An 18,630-nucleotide genomic window follows, 5' to 3' on the forward strand; every position below is an offset into this window, starting at 1 on the left:
GAAATGAAAAAAATAGGAATTATTGGTGGTGGAGCAATGGGTTCTGGAATTGCGCAAGTTTTTGCTCAATCTGGTCATTCTGTTGTTTTATATGACACAAATAAAGAAGCTTTAGATCGTTCTAAACAAAACTTAGCGAAGACTTTCGAGAAGTTAGTGGCGAAAGAAAAATATACTGCTGAAAAAGCACAAGAAATTCAAAACAAGATCGAATATGCAGATAGTTTAACAGCTTTTGCATCAATCGATTTAATGATTGAAGCAATTATTGAAAACTTAGATATCAAAAAATCAGTTTTCAAACAAGTGGAAGAAATCGTTTCTGACGAATGTATTTTAGCGTCAAACACTTCTTCTTTATCAATTGCATCAATTGCATCTGCGTGTTCAAAACCAGAACGTGTAATCGGAATTCACTTTTTCAATCCAGCACCATTAATGGCTTTGGTAGAGATTATTCCAGCCGTTCAAACGCGAGAAGATTTAGCAGAAGAAGTAAAAGCCTTGATTCAATCTGTTGGTAAATTACCTGTAATTACGAAAGATACGCCAGGATTTATTGTCAATCGAGTGGCTCGTCCATTTTATAGCGAATCAATTCGTTTATTAGAAGAAGGAGTTGCAGATGCAGAAACAATAGACTTTGCGATGACTTCTGTTGGAGGTTTCCGTATGGGACCCTTCGAATTAATGGATTTTATCGGTCATGATGTGAATTATCGTGTAACCGAATCGGTTTTCGAATCATTCTTTTATGATCCAAGATTTAAACCATCTTTCTCTCAAAAACGCTTATTCGAAGCTGGATATTACGGACGTAAATCTAGTCGAGGATTCTACAATTATGCAGAAGGAGTGGAGAAAAAAGTACCATCTCAAGATCAAGCTTTATTAGAAAAAATATACAAACGTGTTTTGGTGATGTTAATCAACGAAGCAGCTGATGCTTTATTTTTAAACATTGCAAACCGTGAAGATTTAGATACGGCGATGACAAAAGGTGTAAATTATCCAAAAGGATTATTGAAATGGGCGGATGAATATGGACTGGAAAATGTACAAAATGATTTAGATGAATTGTACAATTATTATCACGAAGATCGTTACCGTTTAAGTCCAATTATCAGAAATTTCGTCAAAGAAAATAAAACATTCTACTAAAAATTATCAAAAAAATGGAACCACAAAAGTTATTAAATAGAATGCTTGACCACGATAAATTTAGTGAATGGTTAGGTTTAGAAGTAATCGAAGTTAGAGAAGGATATGCAAAATTACAAGCAGCAATTCGCCCAGAAATGATGAACGGAGTAGGGTCTGTTCACGGAGGCGTAACGTTTGCGATGGCAGATTCTGCTTTTGCTTTTTCTTGTAATATGTACAATAATATTTCTGTAGCCTTAGATGTTCATATTTCATTTACGAAAGCTGGACGCAATGGAGATGTTTTTACAATCGAATCGCAAGAGATTTCTTCGACAAAAAGAACAGGTATTTACGATATCAAAGTTACAAATCAACATAATGAATTAATTGCTTTATTTAAAGGAACTTGCTTTAGAACAGGTAAACCTTTAATTGAAGAATAAATTTTATAAATTGCCTAAAGCATAATGTTTTAGGCATAAAGCTTTAAAACAATGAACCAAACATATATAATAGATGGAGTTAGAACTCCAATTGGTAAATTAAAAGGTGGATTATCTGCTGTTCGTCCAGACGATATGGGGGCAATGGTAATCGCCGAATTATTAAAAAGAAATCCATCAATTGATCCTGCTGCATTCTACGATGTAATTTTAGGTAATGCAAATCAAGCAGGAGAGGATAACCGTAATATAGCTCGTATGTCGGCTTTATTATCTGGATTACCTTACACAGTTCCAGGTGAAACAGTGAATCGTTTATGTGCTTCTGGCTTATCAGCTGCAATTGCAGCATCGAGAGCAATTCAGGTTGGTGATGCACAATTAATGATTTCTGGTGGAGCAGAATCGATGACACGTGCACCTTTAGTAATTTCTAAATCGGCTTCTCCATTTGGTGGTGATGCACAAATTTATGACTCAACTTTTGGTTGGCGTTTTATTAACCCAAAAATGAAAGAAATGTGGGGAGTTGATGGAATGGGTAATACAGCTGAAAATTTAGCAGAGCGTGATAATATTTCGCGTGATGATCAAGATTTATTTGCGGTTTGGTCTCAACAAAAAACGGCTGCTGCGCAAGCGAATGGACGTTTAGCGAAAGAGATTGTTCCTGTTGTTATTCCACAACGTAAAGGTGATGCTATTATTTTTGATATAGATGAATTCCCAAAGAATAATACAACAATGGAGATTTTATCAAAGTTACGCCCAGCTTTCAAAGCAGATGGAACGGTAACTGCGGGTAATGCTTCTGGGCTTAATGATGGTGCGGCAGCGAATATTTTAGCTTCTGAACAAGCGATTAAAGATTTTGGTTTAACACCAATGGCACGTATTGTTTCTTCTGGTGTTGCAGGTGTTGAGCCTCGCATTATGGGAATTGGACCAGTGAATGCAACTAAAATTGCATTAGAAAAAGCTGGTTTAACAATGAATGATATTGATGTAATTGAATTAAATGAAGCTTTTGCAGCGCAATCTTTAGCATGTACGCGTGCATTAGGTTTAGTAGATAACGATTCTCGTATCAATCCAAATGGTGGAGCTATCGCTTTAGGACATCCACTTGGAATGTCAGGAGCGCGTATCTTAAATTCTGCGGCTTACGAATTACAAGCTACAGGAAAACGTTATGCATTGGTTACAATGTGTATCGGTTTAGGACAAGGTTACGCTGTAATTATTGAAAGAGCATAAAATAGTTATTCGAAATTCGAAGTTAGTTTTTCGAGTAATACTAAGTTCGAATTTCGTCAAACGAAAAACTATATTAGAAAAATGATTTACGAATTCAAAGGATATAAACCCGTTGTTCATCCAACAGCATTTATTCATCCGCAAGCTGTGGTGACAGGAAATGTGATTATTGGGAAAGATGTTTACATTGGTCCAGGTTGTGCGTTACGTGGTGATTGGGGACAAATTATTATCGAAGATAATTGCAATGTACAAGAAAATTGTACGATTCATATGTTTCCAGGAACAACAGTTCATTTAAAAGAAAAAGCGCATATCGGTCACGGCGCAATTATTCACGGCGCAACAATTGGTCGTAATTGTATGGTTGGGATGAATGCAGTTGTTATGGATAATGTTGTGGTAGAAGACGAATGTATTGTTGGTGCTTTAGCTTTTGTAAAGGCTGATACACATATTCCGACAAGAAGTGTAGTGGTTGGAAATCCTGCAAAAATCGTAAAACAAGTTTCGGATCAAATGATCGAATGGAAAGATCAAGGTACTCAACAATATATGCAATTACCAAGTGATTGTCATGATAGTTTAAAACCTTGTGAACCATTAACAGAAGTTCCAGATTATTATTACGAGTCAATGGCTTCGAATTATAAAACGTGGAATGAAAGTAAGTAAAATGTAAAAAGTATTATGTAAAATGTCATACTGAACTTGTTTCAGTATCACACTTAAATTTAATGAGATTCTGAGATGAACTCAGAATGACAAAAACTTATAACTTAATACTTACGACTTATAACTAAAAAAATACACAAACAACATAAAAATGGCTAAACAATTAGAAAATTATGCTTTAGGACAATGGACAAAAGGTTCGTCTGAAGGGCAAATGTTATATAACGCCATCAATGGCGAAGAAATAGGAACTGCATCATCAGCTGGATTAGATTTCGGTGCGATGATGGATTATGCACGTACAGTTGGTGGACCAGTTTTACGTAAAATGACGTTCCAAGAAAGAGGTTTAATGTTGAAAAAATTAGCCTTATACTTAATGGATCGTAAAGAAGAATTTTACACGGTTTCTTGGGCAACAGGTGCGACTCGTGCAGATTCTTGGGTTGATATTGAAGGAGGAATTGGAAACTTATTTGCCAATGCATCTTTACGACGTCAATTCGGAGATCAACCATTTTATGTTGAAGGAGAAACGCATAAAATCTCTAAAAACGGAACATTCTTAGGTACACATATTTTAACACCAAAACGAGGTGTTGCAATTCATATTAATGCATTCAATTTCCCAGTTTGGGGAATGTTAGAAAAAGTTGCGGTTAATTTATTGGCTGGAGTTCCAGCTATTGTAAAACCTGCGACAATTACTTCTTTCTTAACGGAAACTGTTGTTCGTGCAATCATTGAATCTGGAATTTTACCTGACGGTGCTTTACAATTAATCACAGGTTCAGCAAACGGAATTTTAGATAATGTAGAGTCAGAAGATGTTGTAACATTTACAGGTTCTGCTTGGACAGGACAAATGTTAAAAGCACATCCAAGAATTACTTCAGAAGGTGTTCCATTCAACTTAGAAGCAGATTCTTTAAACGCTTGTGTTTTAGGAGAAGATGTACAAGTTGGCTCACTAGAATTTGATATTTTTATTAAAGAGGTTACACGTGAAATGACAACTAAAGCAGGACAAAAATGTACAGCGGTTCGTCGTGCGTTGGTTCCAGCTCATTTGGTTGAGGATGTACAAATTGCTTTAGGACAACGTTTGGCAACGACTACAATTGGAGACCCAAATGTGGAAGGTGTTCGTATGGGAGCTTTGGCGGGAGCAGCGCAAGTTAAAGAAGTTCGTGAGAAAGTAGAAGAATTAGCTAAATCGCAAGAAATTATTTTTGGAAACTTAGATAATTTCGAAGTGAAAGGTGCTGATAAAAACAAAGGTTCTTTCATTTCTCCAATTTTATTTTTAAACAACGATCCATTCAATAAAACTGATGTTCACAACATCGAAGCTTTTGGACCAGTTTCTACAATTATTCCTTACAACGGAACTGCTGAAGCAATTGAGTTAGTTCGTATGGGGAAAGGATCGTTAGTTTGTTCGATTGTTACTGCGGATAATGATATCGCAACAGAATTTGTATTGAATGCAGGTTCTTTACACGGACGTATCGTTATTTTGGATGCAGAATGTATCAAAGAGTCTACAGGTCACGGATCACCACTTCCATTATTAGTACACGGAGGTCCAGGTCGTGCAGGTGGAGGAGAAGAAATGGGAGGTAAGCGTGGTGTATTACACTATATGCAACGTACAGCAATCCAGGGTTCTCCAAATAAACTAACAGCTGTTACTCAACAATACCAATATGGAGCAAATTATATCGAAGAAGATAAACATCCATTCGCGAAGCATTTCGAAGAAGTTAAAGTTGGTGATACATTAATCACAGCAAAACATACGATTCAACAATCAGATATTAATGCATTTGCAGCTTTATCTGGCGATAATTTCTATGCACACGTTGACGCAACTTCTTTAGAAGGAACTATTTTTGAGCGTAATGTTGCTCACGGATACTATTTATTGTCTAAAGCGGCAGGTTTATTTGTTTTAGCGAAAAAAGGTCCAGTTTTATTAAACTATGGTTTAGATGAATGTCGTTTTGTGAAGCCTGTATATCCAGGTTCTACAATTGGAGTGCGTTTTACGTGTAAAGAAAAAATCGATCAAGAGAAAAAAGATGAAAACGATGTGGCAAAAGGAATTGTTCGTTGGTTGGTTGATATTTACGACGAAACGGGAGAAACAGTTGGTATTGCAACAATTTTAACAATGGTTAAAAAATTAAATCAAGATTAATATAATGTGAGAATGTGGTAATTTGTTAATGAGAAGATGATTTAGAATCATTTTCAAATTGAAAAATTACGTGAAATATTTGTCATGCTGAGCATGTCGAAGCATCTCAAATTATTAATTGTTTTGATTCAAACAATTAAACATATAATGAATAATTTATTAGTTAAATTTGCTCATTACCACATTTAAAAAAATTATCAAATTAGATATGGAAGCATACGTAAAATCAGATATACAAAATGGAATTGGTACAATTGAATTCTTTCACCCGCAAAGTAATTCAATGCCAGGTTCTCAATTAAGAAATTTAGCAACAGAAATTGAAAAATTAGGAAACGATGACGAAGTAAAAGTTATTGTTTTAAAAAGTGCTGGAGATAGAACATTCTGTGCTGGTGCATCTTTTGACGAATTAATTTCAATCAAAGATCGTGAAACTGGTCTAGAATTTTTCTCAGGATTTGCACATGTTATCAACGCAATTCGCAAAGCACCAAAATTTGTTTTAGCACGTATTCAAGGTAAAGCAGTCGGAGGTGGAGTTGGAATTGCTTCGGCAGCAGATTATACTTTTGCAACAGAATTTGCATCTGTAAAGTTATCAGAATTAGCAGTAGGTATCGGACCGTTTGTAGTTGGACCTGCTGTAGAACGTAAAGTTGGAAATTCTGCTTTTACACAAATGGCGATTAATGCAACTGAATTTCAGTCGGCTGATTGGGCGAAAGAAAAAGGTTTGTATGCAGAAGTTTATGCAAATGCAGTTGAAATGGATGAAGGCATCGATATTTTAGCTAAAAAATTAGCTAATTCAAATCCAGAAGCAATGAAACATTTGAAACGTGTTTCTTGGGAAGGAACAGAAAATTGGGATGAGTTATTAATCGAGCGTGCAAAAATTTCGGGTGAATTAGTTTTATCAGAATTTACGATTAACGCGATTAACAAATTCAAAGCAAAATAAGAATACAATATAGTTTATAAAAAAATCCACTTCAAAATGAAGTGGATTTTTTTTATAATTTAAAATACTCGTCTTTATAATATTTACTTTTCTTTACATATAAAATATCTTTTTCTGGATTGAGAATTAGATTGAAACGTTTAATCAAATCGCCACCCATAATATTTTTGTGTTGAATTTTTATTGTACTATCAAAAAATGACATTGGTACATTTTTGAATGTTTGATTTGCCAATTCGAAATTAGGTAAAATTGATTTTTTGGAAAGTATTACATTACCAGCAGCATCATTTAGTTTTGATTCTCCAATAATTTCAAATTTTTCTAATAATTTATTTTCTTTGGCAAAATCATCCGAAATCATCAATGCTCCAGAAAAACCTGTGTGAATCATAAACTCTGTTTCAATCGGTTTTTTGTCAATAAATGGAAAAGCTTTTATATACAGTGTTTCTTGAGAATATCTCGAATTTAATTTTGTATACTTTTTTAGTTTGGTAGGAGCTTTATCATAAACATATAATTTATTCTCATCAAAATTGATTTCTAAATATTTTCCTTCAAAAAATTTCAAACCAATTTTTCCATCACTCTCATGTCCAGATTGTTTGTCAATAAAAATTGGAATTTTGCTGAACTCTTCATTACCAAATTTAATCACATTGCTTTGACTCATTTTCATATCCGAATATCCAGCCCAAGATGTCACATTGTTTAAGGTATCAGAAATCGAAATAGATTTCATTTTTTTATACGAATCTTCAATAATTGTAATATAATCAGAGCCTGTATGTAACATCAATTGCACCGTATCTTTTTGATTGATAATAACTGGTACTAAAATATTGTTGTATTTTGTTAATCGAAATGGTATTTCTTTTACGATATTCTGCCCGAAAATTACAATTGAAATAATAGTAAAAAGTAACGAAAATATTATCTTTTTCATTTAGTTGTATAATTTCATTAAAAGTAAACTAATTTGTAGAAATGATTAATATGCTATAATTAAAAATATTCCTTTTAAATTTGTGGTATGGGAGTAGCTGAATTATTACTAAAACGCAAACAAGAATTGATTGAAAAGAATAAAACTGAAGGTTTAGCTTTTCGAGAAGAATATAAATTGAAAGAAGGTGTAACCGAAACTGAAAGCGGATTATTGTACGAAATAATCACATTGGGCGAAGGAGTGAAGCCAACTTTATCCGATACAGTTTTGTGTCATTATCATGGAACAAATATCAAAGGTGAAGTTTTTGATAGTTCGGTTCAACGTAAGAAGCCAGCCGCTTTTCCTTTGGAAAATGTAATAAAAGGATGGGCGGAAGGAGTACAATTAATGCCAGTTGGAAGTAAATTTAGATTTGTTGTAAAACCAGAAATTGGTTATAAAGATCGCGAAATTTCAAAAGAATTAGGACCATATTCTACCATGATCTTTGAAGTAGAGTTGATGGGGATTTTATAAAATATTAAAAAACAAAAACCTCCAAATTTTGGAGGTTTTTTTATGCTTAATTTTTTGCGTTATTGCGACGTTTTTTCTTTAAACGATTGGTTTGAACTAATTGTTTATGTTTTGGATCTTTTAATTTATCCACTAAAACTTGTAAATGATTTTCTTCTTTTTTTGCCTTTTTAGCCATTTTTCTTGGTTTTAAATTTGATTTAAATTAATCATTATTCCTCAAGTAGTCAAACTTATTTATTTAATTATAAAATATTTAACGTTTATTTTTTAGGTTTGTCACTCATATAAAAAATGATTTTTCCGCCATTAACAATATCAAAATGATTCAAATTAAAAGATGAAAAACTCTTTCCGTTCAACTCTATTTTATGGATGTAAACATTCTTCTTCGATTGATTTTTCACTTCAATTTCAAATTGTTTTCCATTCTCTAAATTCAATATAGCATGATCTACCAAAGGACTCCCAATTGCGTAATCTGTCGATCCTTGCTGAACAGGATAAAAACCTAAAGCACTAAAAATATACCATGCACTCATTTGTCCAGTATCATCATTTCCACCCAAACCATCAGGCGTTGGCTTGTATTGCATATCCAAAATCATTCTGATTTTTTCTTGTGTTTTCCACGCTTGTCCCGCCCAATTATACAAATACGCAACGTGGTGTGCCGGCTCATTTCCATGAACATAACCTCCAATTATTCCTTCACGCGTAATGTCTTCTGTTTCCGCAAAATATTCGTCAGGCAAATGCATCGTAAATAATTTGTCCAATTTTGCTCCAAACTTCTTTTTTCCACCCATTGCTTCAATTAATCCATTTGGATTTTGAGGAACAAAAAAGCTAAAATTCCACGAATTTCCTTCAATAAAACCTTGTCCATGTGTATTCAATGGATCAAATTCTTTCTTGAAACTTCCATCCGCTAATCGAGGACGCATAAATCCAATCGAAGTATCATAATTATTTTTCCAATTCTCAGAACGCTTCATAAATGTTTCATATACATCCATTCGATTCAATTTTTTTGCAGCTTGCGCAATCGACCAATCATCGAAAGCATATTCTAACGTATTCGAAATTGATGTACCATTTTTCTCAGCTGGAATATAACCTTTGTCGATATAATCGCCAATTCCTTCATAATCACGTTTATTTGCCGTAACAATACACGCGTCCAAAGCAGCATTTGCATCTTCGTTATAAACACCTTTTACAATCGCATCTGCAACAACTGTAACAGAATGATAGCCGCTCATACACCAGTTTTCGTTGGCATAATGCGACCAAATTGGCAACATTTTTATTGGATTTTGCTCATAATGTTTCATCATCGATTTTACCATGTCATTGTTGCGTTTTGGTTGAATGATATTGAACAACGGATGCAGTGCACGATAGGTATCCCAAAGTGAAAAAGTGGTGTAATTTGTAAAATCTTTGGCTTGATGAATTTCTTGATCCAAACCTTTGTACTGCCCATTCACATCCATATAAGTTGTCGGATTGATGAAGGTATGATACATCGCTGTATAGAAATTTATTTTATCATTTTCTGAAGCTTTAATCTGAATTCGATTCAATTCCTTGTTCCAATTTTCTTTTGCTTCGTTACGCACTTGTTCAAAATTCCAATGTGGAATTTCTGTTGTCAGATTTTCTAACGCATTGGTTTGACTGACTGGAGAAATCGCAAATTTGATTTTTACTTTTTCATCTTTTTCTGTATCAAAATCGAAATACATTTTGATCTTTTTTCCTTCGATTAATGGAAAATTCTGAGTTTCGTTCCATTTACGCCAAAAACCTTTGTAATCAACTTGTCCGTCTTCATTTTTCTGTCCATAATTTTTAAATGGTTTTGAAAAAGTCATCGCAAAATAAACCGTTCTATTTCTTGCCCAACCTCGTGTTTGTCTATAACCCGTAATCAATGTGTCATTCACCACGCGAACATACGTCCATGTATTTTTGTCATCATAATTATAAATTCCAGCATTCAAATCCAAAATAATATGCGAATCAATCGATTTTGGAAATGTATATTGATGAAAACCAACTCGAGTAGAAGCGGTCATTTCTGCCCAAATATTATAATCATCCAATTTGACTTTGTAATATCCAGTTTCGGCAGTTTCGTTTTGATGCGAAAATCGAGAACGATAACCGCTATCAGGATTTTGAGCAGTTCCGGGATTTAATTTTAATTTTCCAACGGTTGGCATAATTAAGAAATCACCCAAATCAGAATGTCCTGTTCCATTAAAATGTGTATGACTAAATCCAGTTATTGTTTTATCTTCAAAACGATAACCCGCACAATAATCATAAACTTTTGGATTGTATTTGTGGTTGATAGCATAAGGAATAGAATCTGTTTCTGGGCTTAATTGAACAGCGCCAAAAGGAACAGTTGCGCCAGGGAAAGTATGTCCCATTTTTTCTGTTCCAATCATGGGATTGACATATTTTACTAAATTCTGTTGCTGCGCAAAAGCAAGAGAATTGAGTGAAAGTAGAGCGATTACTAATTTTGTTTGCATCGATTTTTAAGTATTAATTTGAATAAAGTTAAACAAATCGAGCATAAAAAAAGGAAAGCTTTTTAACTTTCCTTTCGAATCTTTATTTTTTATAAAATCATTTCGGGAATATAATTAGCAAGCAATGTCGGAATTCAGGTTCCTAAATTTACATAATCCCCTTTTTTCAAAAAAATCTAATATACAAAACCTTATTATTCAGCCTCAAAATATCCTGATTACATTTTTTATAAATTTACGGTTTCAAGTTAATAGATTGTAATGTAATCTTCCCTAAAAAAGCTACTAATAAAAGTAGAATATTTTTTAGATTAGGAAGTATTAAAATAAAGATCTTTTTCTTTACTTTTTCTAAAGTACAATTATCTTCAACCTTAAAGAACAATATATAATTTAAAAATTTCTTTACTAAAAATATGACCTCAATCATAAATATATGAAATAGATGCAGCTAATTTCGTTAATGTTAATTCATACATTATGTAAAAGATGAAAAAAAATCTAACAAAAACTTATGATGAAATTCCAAAACAAATAGGAGGAGGCTTTCATGATACAGAAAGTAATAGATATTTCAATGATAATGGATTAATTGATGATTGTTACCAAATACTAAGATGTAGATTTCTTTCTATAAATAATTGGAAACATTTCTGTGGTGAATCTTCTGCTGATTTTAGATTGTTTGACGAAAGTGGAGCTCATGTTAATCGTTTACCAATTGTTGGAGATTATATACGAATTGATATACCAGGACCTGGAACTTTTGGTGAAAATGGATTTGATTGGGTAAAAATAGTATCAATTTGCGAGCAAAAATCTATTGATTACAATCAAGCAAGTTTGTCTTTTATTTGTTCCCCATCTAGTTCTCCAAATAAAAAAAACAGCAAATTAATTGCTCATTTTTATAGTAAAAAGTCGACCTCAACTTTTCGAATAAGTAAAGATAATAATTTAATCAAAATAGGAGTATATGGTCGAAATGAACATCCTAATTTAAGTCATACAAACTTAATTAATTTTTTTAGAAACTTCATTATTGCTTTAGGAGGAATGTTTGGAATAGCTAAATTAGAATGGAAATGTTTATGTGAAGGCTTAATTAACTTTTAAGTTAAAACTGAGATGAGAAATACATTTGTGTTAATAGCAACCATTCTAATAATTTTCTGGGGATTAATATACTTTGGATTAGGTATAAGCTATCATGGAATTGTACATTTTCTATTATTTATGGCTTTTATTTCCTTAGTATTACGACTCCTTATTGGAAAAAAACGAGGTTAAATTAATTACTTTTACATATCACATTTATTAATGTTTTATTCTTTTTTAATACCCGCTAAATATTGCGGGTATTTTTTTTAATGTATTGATTTTAAGAATTGAAAAGCTTTTTATACTAATATGATTTGAGTCATAATACCACAATCTTTATGTGAATAATTTAGCCATAGAATGAAATCTAATTAGTATTTCAATACAAGTTAAATCCAATTTATGCCATAATAAATACTAGTCAATTTGTGTCATAAATTACAAAACTACAATTATGAAAAGAAGTAATTCAAACAACCACAATTCGCATAGTAATTCAAACAATGCTAAATCAACCTTAGAAGAAATTTATCAGCTGGGTTATGATCATGGTTTTAATGATGCATCACAAGATGAAGATTATGATGATGATTTTTCTGATTATGAAGAAGACTATGATGATTTTATAAGCGGTTATCAAGATGATGACTATGACGATGATGACTATGACTATGACGATGATGATTACGAAGACGAAGATTATGAGGATGAAGATTATCAGGATAATAGGAGAGGAAATAGAAGAAATACGCCACAACGAGATAGTATGGGTAGATTTGTTTCTTCTAATAATCGATCTTCTGCTCGTGGTAACCGTTCTTCATCATCACGAACTAATAACAGAAGATCTACTTCTAATTCTTCTTCTAGTTCTCGAAGCAATTCATCAAGAAGTGGGAATAGCAGAAATTCAGAGAGTGGATCGGGAACTTCAAAAAGAGGATTTGCTTCAATGAGTAAAGCAGAACGTACGCGTATTGCGCGTATGGGAGGTAGAGCATCCCATGGAGGTGGACGATCTTCTAATCAACGCGGGCGTTCTTCAAATTCAAGCCGTTCAGGTTTTGGAGGTAGAAGAAATGGTTAATTGTTTTGTATTGCCTCTTTTAGGAGGGGCAATTTTTATATAAAAAAGTGAATAATTATGACAAAGAAAGAGTCCCAACAAATTGATTCAATGGATAAATCAACCGAAAACATTGATGATAAAATGAAAAAATCAGAATTGCATAAATTTTTTATTTCTGCACTTAAAGACATATACTATGCTGAACATGCATTAATTGATGGATTAGAAAAAATGGAAAAATCTGCTACAACTGAAGAGCTTCAAGATGCTTTTGAGGATCATCAATTACAAACCAAAAAGCATATCAGCCGATTAGAAAAAATTTTTAGTTTACTCGATGAAAAAGCAGATAAAAAAGAATGTGAAGCGATAAAAGGATTAATAAAAGAGGCAGAAGAGATTATAAAATCTACTAAAGACGGGTCGATGACGCGTGACGCAGCTTTGATTATTGCAGCTCAAAAAATTGAACATTATGAAATTGCAACGTATGGAGGACTTGTGCAGTTAGCTTTGACAATGGAACATGAAAAGGTTGCTGATTTACTTGAAAAAACATTGTCTGAAGAAGAAGAAACGCATGATAATCTTACTGAAATTGCTGAAACTTTAATCAATTTTGAAGCGGAAGAAGAAAATTAGTTTTGTGATTAAATCTCTTATTAATATTTTTTTATGAATAAATATTAATAAGAGATCTTTTTATTTGAAAAGGATTATACTCAGAAAGTTTAACATACTGATTTATCCTGTGGCATATTTATTGAATCTTTTTAAAACGATTTCTGTCTCTATTACTATACTTTAAAAACAAACCACAAAAGATTAATACTATGCTTATTGATGAAAAATTATTGTATCAGTTTGGTGCTGAAAGAGTCTATTTTAAGAATGGAGAAACTGTATTTACGGAAGGTGCTCATCCTTCTTTTTATTATCAGATTATTGTAGGAAAAGTTAAAGTTAATCATTTTAATGAAGAAGGGAAAGAATCTATACAAAACATTCTATTACCAGGAAATAGCGTAGGAGAATGTTTCTTGTTTTTAGAAGGATTGTACCCGATGAACGCACAAGTTCTAGAAGATACCCTATTGATAAGATTAAGTAAAACTAATTTTTTAGAATTATTGGAATCTAATCCTTGCATATACATAAATCTTAGTCGTTGTATGTCAGAGAAATTGCATTATAAGTTTCTTATGATGCAAAATAATTCCATTAATAATCCCATTATTAGAATGAAAGGATTATTGGATTATTTGAAAAATAATGCTATAGAATCAACAGTACCTTTTTCTTTTAAAATAGATTTAACACGACAGCAATTAGCTGGTATAACAGGAATGTGTGTAGAAACTGTAATTCGAACGGTCAAGTTAATGGAATCTCAGAATATGTTAAGGTTACAAAAGGGAAAAATACTGTATTAAAAAGAATTTGTTAAACTCCTAAAAATAACTATTATGTTCCCACAATTTAAAGAATTTTTTTTATCTAGCCTTCATATATTTGCTTATATAATAATGCTTATAGGAGGATGTATATTTTTATTTTTTTGGCTCAAAAAAAGAAAAAAGAGAAGAAATAGTAGAAAATAATTTGATTATTTTTATTAGCCCATTATTAATTGTATACAAATAATAATGGGCTAATATTATTTATAAATCTCTATGTATCAATTTTATTAACTCTTGTTCTTTTTTTACCTTATTGTAAGAAAAGTTTGAATAAAAATGAATTAACATTTTTTTTGTTAGACAGATTTCTCCATGTGAATAATTATTCTTGTCAAGAAATTCGAATACTGATGTTTTGTAGTCAGTAATTATATTTTTTAAAAATTCTTTTTTTTGTTTACATAAAGTAGTTTGACTAATTTTCTCAAGCGATTTAATAATAAATGGGGGATCAAGAATCAAATGTGCAGTTGTAGATCCAAAAATAAATTCATTAATTAAACATAAAAACTCATGTTCTGAATGAGTATAATCTAATTTTTTCATATTTCTTTAGCCGTTTATGATTTCTCCACCATTTGGATGGATTACTTGTCCCGTAATAAAACGAGCATCTTCTGAAGCTAAAAATAAAAAAGCAGGAGCAATTTCATTTGGCATAGCAGCTCTTTCCATAGGTTTGTCACTTCCAAATGTCGCAATTTTTTCAGGTTCAAAAGAAGATACAATAAGAGGTGTCCAAACAGGACCAGGTGCAACAGCATTTACTCTAATTCCTTTTTTTACTAAATTAGCAGATAAGCTTCTTGTAAATGAGACGATAGCTCCTTTGCTGGCAGCATAATCAATTAATTTTGGACTTCCCCTATAAGCAGTAACTGAAGTGGTATTAATGATGGTACTTCCTTTTTGCATATAAGGTAAAGTGTATTTTGTCATCCAGAAATATGAGAATACATTGTTTTTAAATGTATTTTCTAGTTGTTTCGTTGAAATTTCTTCTAATGTTTCACTTTCCCAATGTAAAGCTGCATTATTAATTAATATATCAATTTTATGAAACGATTCAATCGATTTTTCAACTGCAATTCTACAATTTTTTTCAATGGATAAATCACCTTTTATTATTTTACAATTGACATTAAATTTTTCAATTTCTTTTTTAGTCGATAATGCCTCTTCCTTTTCATTTAAATATGCGATTACGATATCAGCACCTTCTTTAGCAAAAAGTAAAGCTGTAGCTTTTCCAATTCCACTATCGCCACCTGTTATTAAGGCTGTTTTTCCTGCTAACTTACCTCCTTGCGAATATATAATGGGATCTGTCTCGGGAATTGGTTTCATTTTTTTTTCTTTTCCTGGTCTAGTTTGTTGTTGATTTGCTTGTTGTAATTTTTTCATTTTTATTAGTTTTAATGTTTATAAAAAATATTCACTTATAATTATTTATTCCAAGTTTTCTGATTAATAAATTTTGAATCATAATAAATTTATGAAACAATTTTTCGCTCATACATTTACAAATAATACCATATAAATGATGATGTTTTTTTAAAGATTATGAAAACTTACTTTCTCTAATTTTATTACGTCACAATCTTCTATTGCCTGTATTGTAATAGTATATAGATCTTCCGAAAATAGAAATGACTCACCTAAACTTTGTCCTTTAGAAAGTTGAGTTTATAAAACTATTTTTTCGTGTTGATAATTTTTTCTCTTAACTTTTCCACTTTGTATTTGTAGATAAAATTATGCTGTTATGCCTTTTTAATAATAAATTCTCCTGATTTGTAGGTTTGGCGAGTTGCACCAAATTCAAATAATAAATCTTTGTCTATTAACATATCCTAACTTTTTAAGGTTATTTTAACCAATTTACTTTGATTTTTTATATCCATTTATGAGTACAATCATAAACTTATCAGTTTTCTACTTCTAATTTTGACACACAATATGATAAATCGATTGTCATTGTGAATTGTTTAACCACAAAAAGATATTTTATGAAAACTATTGCAGTCATAACATTCTTATTCGTTCTAACAACTATTAGCTGTAAACAAAGTAATGAAGTGTTACCGAATCATAAAGATTCTATTATTACACATGATAGTATATTATCAGGTGAGTATCCAATGTCTCCTGACTCTTCTGATACAATACTTCCAGTTGACAGCACATCTTACGATGTTGACTCTATTAAGAGAAGTCGATAAAATATCTATTTGTGTTATGAGAATTCCTATAAATATTAGGAATTCTCTATTTTATTAAAGAGATTAATTATGTATTTGATCTTAATATTTAAATTTTAATACTTCGATTATGGAAGGTGGACCATTACTACAAGAAAATGGAGTTCAAATTACTATTTTTTTAATATTTGCAATTGTCTTTTCAGGCTTGCTTATCATTATTTTTAGATTTTTAGGGATTCATAGTACTTTAATAAAACGAAAACAAACACGTGAACTTGAAAAAAAACTAGAAAGCCTTTCTGAAGAAGAACGTTTAGTTTATAACCAAAAAGAAAATTCCTTAAAATTAAATCTTACATCACATAGCCTTTCAGAGAATTACATTGTTTCGGATGAAGAAGGTATTGTAAGAAATATTAATATAAATATAGTTGAAGAGCTGAGATTTTTTCCTGTTAAAAGAAGAACTTCAAGTTTTCAAATTAAGTCTATTTTAAATGGAACTGTTTTACTTATGATAAATGCTTACGATAAATGAAATCAAAAAAATTTTTTAATTAATGGTAGCAAAACACCTAAAACAATTCCTTATTGGATATGGATATTTATACTTTTGTTTATCGGATGGGCTATATATTATGAGATTACCAGTTATGTTGTTTAAAAACAATATAATAAAAGATTATTTTTAGTAGATATAATATATATACTATTAAAATTTTTATAATTTGATATATTTATCATTATTCGAAAAAAATGGCACTTTAGTTGATAGATAGTTTATTAAATTATATTTTAAACATATAAGTGTCAATAAGGTGATTGTTTTTATGTTGATTTTATTTTCCTTTTCCTTTTCCTTATTGGGTTCTTTATCAATTCTTATTCATTAAAACTTACTAATTAATAAATTGCATATGAAAAAAGCTAAAAGTTCAAATTCTAAAATTGAACAAATGAATCAGTTTTCAGTTGATAACACTAATCAAAAATTAACAACGAATGATGGTGTCTCAATCTATGATAATAATAACACCTTAAAAGTTGGAGATAGAGGACCTTCCTTACAACAAGACCATATATACTTTGATAAGTTGGGTCATTTCGATCGAGAAAGAATACCTGAACGAGTTGTACATGCTCGAGGTAGTGGAGCTCACGGAATATTAGAAATACATGAGGATATTAGTGAATATACATGTGCAAAATTTCTTCAAAAAGGTAAAACGACTCCACTATTTATTCGTTTTTCAACTGTTGCTGGATTTAAGGGATCTACAGATTTAGCAAGAGATGTTAGAGGCTTTTCGGTAAAGTTCTATACAGAAGATGGTAATTATGATTTAGTTGGGAATAATATACCTGTATTTTTTATTCAGGATGCTATGAATTTTCCTGATTTAATACATGCAGTAAAACCAGAGCCTGATAAAGAAATTCCTCAAGCTGCTTCAGCTCACGATACGTTTTGGGATTTTATTTCTTTGATGCCAGAATCAGCACATATGATTATGTGGGCAATGTCTGATAGAGCAATTCCTCGTAGCCTGAGAATGATGGAAGGATTTGGCGTACATACATTTAAATTGATCAATGAGAAAGGTAAAGCTACTTTTGTTAAATTCCATTGGAAACCACGATTAGGAGTGCATTCTGTAGCATGGAACGAAGCTCAAAAAATTTCCGGATTTAATTCTGACTTTCACCGTCAAGATCTATGGGAAGCTATTGATGCAGGTAATTTTCCGCAATGGGATTTAGGTGTTCAACTAATTCCTGAAGAAGATGAATTAAAATATTCTTTTGATTTATTAGATGTTACAAAAATAATTCCTGAAGAATTAGTACCAGTTAAAATCATTGGTACGATGACACTTAATCGCAATCCTGACAATTTTTTTGCAGAAACAGAACAAGTGGCTTTTGACCCTGGAAGAATTATCCCAGGTATTGATTTATCGGATGATCCTTTACTGCAAGGTCGTGTTTTTTCTTATATGGATACACAGAATTATAGATTAGGTGGAGCCAACTTTCATGAAATTCCTATTAATAGACCATTAAATCAAAAGCATAATAATCAAAAAG

The 18,630-nt window shown here is 31.6% G+C and carries 19 protein-coding genes; 14 read left to right on the top strand and 5 right to left on the bottom strand.

Annotated elements, in window-relative coordinates; all coding sequences use genetic code 11:
- Positions 1-3 precede the first annotated feature (3 nt).
- The 6 genes from B4L98_RS11005 (at position 4) to B4L98_RS11030 (ending at position 6,688) form a co-directional block, all read left to right on the top strand.
- A complete protein-coding gene (locus tag B4L98_RS11005; protein ID WP_291078219.1) occupies positions 4-1,161 on the top strand; it encodes a 3-hydroxyacyl-CoA dehydrogenase NAD-binding domain-containing protein in 1,158 nt (385 codons plus the stop codon).
- Between the two features lie 14 nt (positions 1,162-1,175).
- Positions 1,176-1,589, top strand: a complete 414-nt coding sequence (gene paaI, locus B4L98_RS11010; protein WP_286496258.1) for a hydroxyphenylacetyl-CoA thioesterase PaaI — start codon at positions 1,176-1,178, stop codon at positions 1,587-1,589.
- Positions 1,590-1,640: 51 nt separating this feature from the next.
- Positions 1,641-2,846 (top strand): 3-oxoadipyl-CoA thiolase, encoded by a 1,206-nt coding sequence (gene pcaF, locus B4L98_RS11015; protein WP_286496259.1) that lies wholly within the window; start codon positions 1,641-1,643, stop codon positions 2,844-2,846.
- A gap of 81 nt (positions 2,847-2,927) precedes the next feature.
- A complete protein-coding gene (locus B4L98_RS11020) occupies positions 2,928-3,521 on the top strand; it encodes a transferase hexapeptide repeat family protein (protein WP_219035117.1) in 594 nt (197 codons plus the stop codon).
- 151 nt (positions 3,522-3,672) lie between these two features.
- Positions 3,673-5,724 (top strand): phenylacetic acid degradation bifunctional protein PaaZ, encoded by a 2,052-nt coding sequence (paaZ, locus tag B4L98_RS11025; RefSeq protein WP_219035116.1) that lies wholly within the window; start codon positions 3,673-3,675, stop codon positions 5,722-5,724.
- A 208-nt stretch (positions 5,725-5,932) separates the two neighbouring features.
- Entirely contained in the window at positions 5,933-6,688 is a 756-nt protein-coding gene (locus B4L98_RS11030; protein ID WP_291060361.1) for an enoyl-CoA hydratase/isomerase family protein, read from the top strand.
- Positions 6,689-6,740: 52 nt separating this feature from the next.
- On the opposite strand, the gene B4L98_RS11035 is transcribed toward B4L98_RS11030, so the two are convergent.
- Positions 6,741-7,637 (bottom strand): hypothetical protein, encoded by an 897-nt coding sequence (locus tag B4L98_RS11035; protein WP_286496263.1) that lies wholly within the window; start codon positions 7,635-7,637, stop codon positions 6,741-6,743.
- A gap of 87 nt (positions 7,638-7,724) precedes the next feature.
- Between B4L98_RS11035 and B4L98_RS11040 the strand changes: the two genes are divergently transcribed.
- Entirely contained in the window at positions 7,725-8,159 is a 435-nt protein-coding gene (locus B4L98_RS11040) for an FKBP-type peptidyl-prolyl cis-trans isomerase (RefSeq protein WP_125350278.1), read from the top strand.
- Positions 8,160-8,205: 46 nt separating this feature from the next.
- Here B4L98_RS11040 and B4L98_RS11045 read toward each other — a convergent pair whose 3' ends face one another.
- Entirely contained in the window at positions 8,206-8,337 is a 132-nt protein-coding gene (locus tag B4L98_RS11045) for a hypothetical protein (protein ID WP_257468234.1), read from the bottom strand.
- Between the two features lie 85 nt (positions 8,338-8,422).
- Positions 8,423-10,708, bottom strand: a complete 2,286-nt coding sequence (locus tag B4L98_RS11050; protein WP_221855892.1) for a GH92 family glycosyl hydrolase — start codon at positions 10,706-10,708, stop codon at positions 8,423-8,425.
- Between the two features lie 489 nt (positions 10,709-11,197).
- Between B4L98_RS11050 and B4L98_RS11055 the strand changes: the two genes are divergently transcribed.
- The 4 genes from B4L98_RS11055 to B4L98_RS11070 all read left to right on the top strand — a co-directional run bounded on the left by B4L98_RS11055 (position 11,198) and on the right by B4L98_RS11070 (position 14,311).
- A complete protein-coding gene (locus tag B4L98_RS11055) occupies positions 11,198-11,824 on the top strand; it encodes a hypothetical protein (RefSeq protein ID WP_291078220.1) in 627 nt (208 codons plus the stop codon).
- A 439-nt stretch (positions 11,825-12,263) separates the two neighbouring features.
- A complete protein-coding gene (locus tag B4L98_RS11060) occupies positions 12,264-12,896 on the top strand; it encodes a KGG domain-containing protein (RefSeq protein ID WP_291078221.1) in 633 nt (210 codons plus the stop codon).
- Positions 12,897-12,953: 57 nt separating this feature from the next.
- Complete coding sequence (locus tag B4L98_RS11065; protein ID WP_291078222.1) at positions 12,954-13,520, top strand: ferritin-like domain-containing protein; 567 nt, start codon at positions 12,954-12,956, stop codon at positions 13,518-13,520.
- A gap of 191 nt (positions 13,521-13,711) precedes the next feature.
- A complete protein-coding gene (locus B4L98_RS11070; RefSeq protein ID WP_291078223.1) occupies positions 13,712-14,311 on the top strand; it encodes a Crp/Fnr family transcriptional regulator in 600 nt (199 codons plus the stop codon).
- A 228-nt stretch (positions 14,312-14,539) separates the two neighbouring features.
- Here the strand turns inward: B4L98_RS11070 and B4L98_RS11075 are convergent, their stop codons facing one another.
- Positions 14,540-14,884 carry a hypothetical protein gene (locus B4L98_RS11075; RefSeq protein WP_291078224.1) on the bottom strand — a complete coding sequence of 115 codons (345 nt, stop codon included), beginning with the start codon at positions 14,882-14,884 and terminating at the stop codon, positions 14,540-14,542.
- Positions 14,885-14,890: 6 nt separating this feature from the next.
- Positions 14,891-15,742 (bottom strand): SDR family oxidoreductase, encoded by an 852-nt coding sequence (locus B4L98_RS11080; RefSeq protein ID WP_291078225.1) that lies wholly within the window; start codon positions 15,740-15,742, stop codon positions 14,891-14,893.
- A 674-nt stretch (positions 15,743-16,416) separates the two neighbouring features.
- On the opposite strand from B4L98_RS11080, the gene B4L98_RS11085 reads away from it, so the two are divergent.
- The 3 genes from B4L98_RS11085 to B4L98_RS11095 all read left to right on the top strand — a co-directional run.
- On the top strand, positions 16,417-16,560 hold the full coding sequence (locus tag B4L98_RS11085) for a hypothetical protein (RefSeq protein ID WP_286485259.1): 144 nt from the start codon (positions 16,417-16,419) through the stop codon (positions 16,558-16,560).
- 109 nt (positions 16,561-16,669) lie between these two features.
- Positions 16,670-17,080, top strand: coding sequence for a hypothetical protein (locus B4L98_RS11090; RefSeq protein ID WP_291078226.1), 411 nt, complete (start codon positions 16,670-16,672; stop codon positions 17,078-17,080).
- Positions 17,081-17,459: 379 nt separating this feature from the next.
- Positions 17,460-18,630, top strand: a 1,171-nt coding sequence (locus B4L98_RS11095) for a catalase (protein ID WP_291078228.1), incomplete at its 3' end; no start/stop codon positions are given.

It is taken from the genome of Empedobacter sp. UBA5528 (assembly GCF_002426075.1).
Classification (GTDB): domain Bacteria; phylum Bacteroidota; class Bacteroidia; order Flavobacteriales; family Weeksellaceae; genus Empedobacter; species Empedobacter falsenii_B.

Bases quoted from the DNA above. Each gene is read 5' to 3' on its own strand.
- B4L98_RS11005 (WP_291078219.1), top strand. From the start codon at position 4: ATGAAAAAAATAGGAATTATTGGTGGTGGAGCAATGGGTTCTGGAATT.
- paaI (WP_286496258.1), top strand. From the start codon at position 1,176: ATGGAACCACAAAAGTTATTAAATAGAATGCTTGACCACGATAAATTT.
- pcaF (WP_286496259.1), top strand. From the start codon at position 1,641: ATGAACCAAACATATATAATAGATGGAGTTAGAACTCCAATTGGTAAA.
- B4L98_RS11020 (WP_219035117.1), top strand. From the start codon at position 2,928: ATGATTTACGAATTCAAAGGATATAAACCCGTTGTTCATCCAACAGCA.
- paaZ (WP_219035116.1), top strand. From the start codon at position 3,673: ATGGCTAAACAATTAGAAAATTATGCTTTAGGACAATGGACAAAAGGT.
- B4L98_RS11030 (WP_291060361.1), top strand. From the start codon at position 5,933: ATGGAAGCATACGTAAAATCAGATATACAAAATGGAATTGGTACAATT.
- B4L98_RS11035 (WP_286496263.1), bottom strand. From the start codon at position 7,637: ATGAAAAAGATAATATTTTCGTTACTTTTTACTATTATTTCAATTGTA.
- B4L98_RS11040 (WP_125350278.1), top strand. From the start codon at position 7,725: ATGGGAGTAGCTGAATTATTACTAAAACGCAAACAAGAATTGATTGAA.
- B4L98_RS11045 (WP_257468234.1), bottom strand. From the start codon at position 8,337: ATGGCTAAAAAGGCAAAAAAAGAAGAAAATCATTTACAAGTTTTAGTG.
- B4L98_RS11050 (WP_221855892.1), bottom strand. From the start codon at position 10,708: ATGCAAACAAAATTAGTAATCGCTCTACTTTCACTCAATTCTCTTGCT.
- B4L98_RS11055 (WP_291078220.1), top strand. From the start codon at position 11,198: ATGAAAAAAAATCTAACAAAAACTTATGATGAAATTCCAAAACAAATA.
- B4L98_RS11060 (WP_291078221.1), top strand. From the start codon at position 12,264: ATGAAAAGAAGTAATTCAAACAACCACAATTCGCATAGTAATTCAAAC.
- B4L98_RS11065 (WP_291078222.1), top strand. From the start codon at position 12,954: ATGACAAAGAAAGAGTCCCAACAAATTGATTCAATGGATAAATCAACC.
- B4L98_RS11070 (WP_291078223.1), top strand. From the start codon at position 13,712: ATGCTTATTGATGAAAAATTATTGTATCAGTTTGGTGCTGAAAGAGTC.
- B4L98_RS11075 (WP_291078224.1), bottom strand. From the start codon at position 14,884: ATGAAAAAATTAGATTATACTCATTCAGAACATGAGTTTTTATGTTTA.
- B4L98_RS11080 (WP_291078225.1), bottom strand. From the start codon at position 15,742: ATGAAAAAATTACAACAAGCAAATCAACAACAAACTAGACCAGGAAAA.
- B4L98_RS11090 (WP_291078226.1), top strand. From the start codon at position 16,670: ATGGAAGGTGGACCATTACTACAAGAAAATGGAGTTCAAATTACTATT.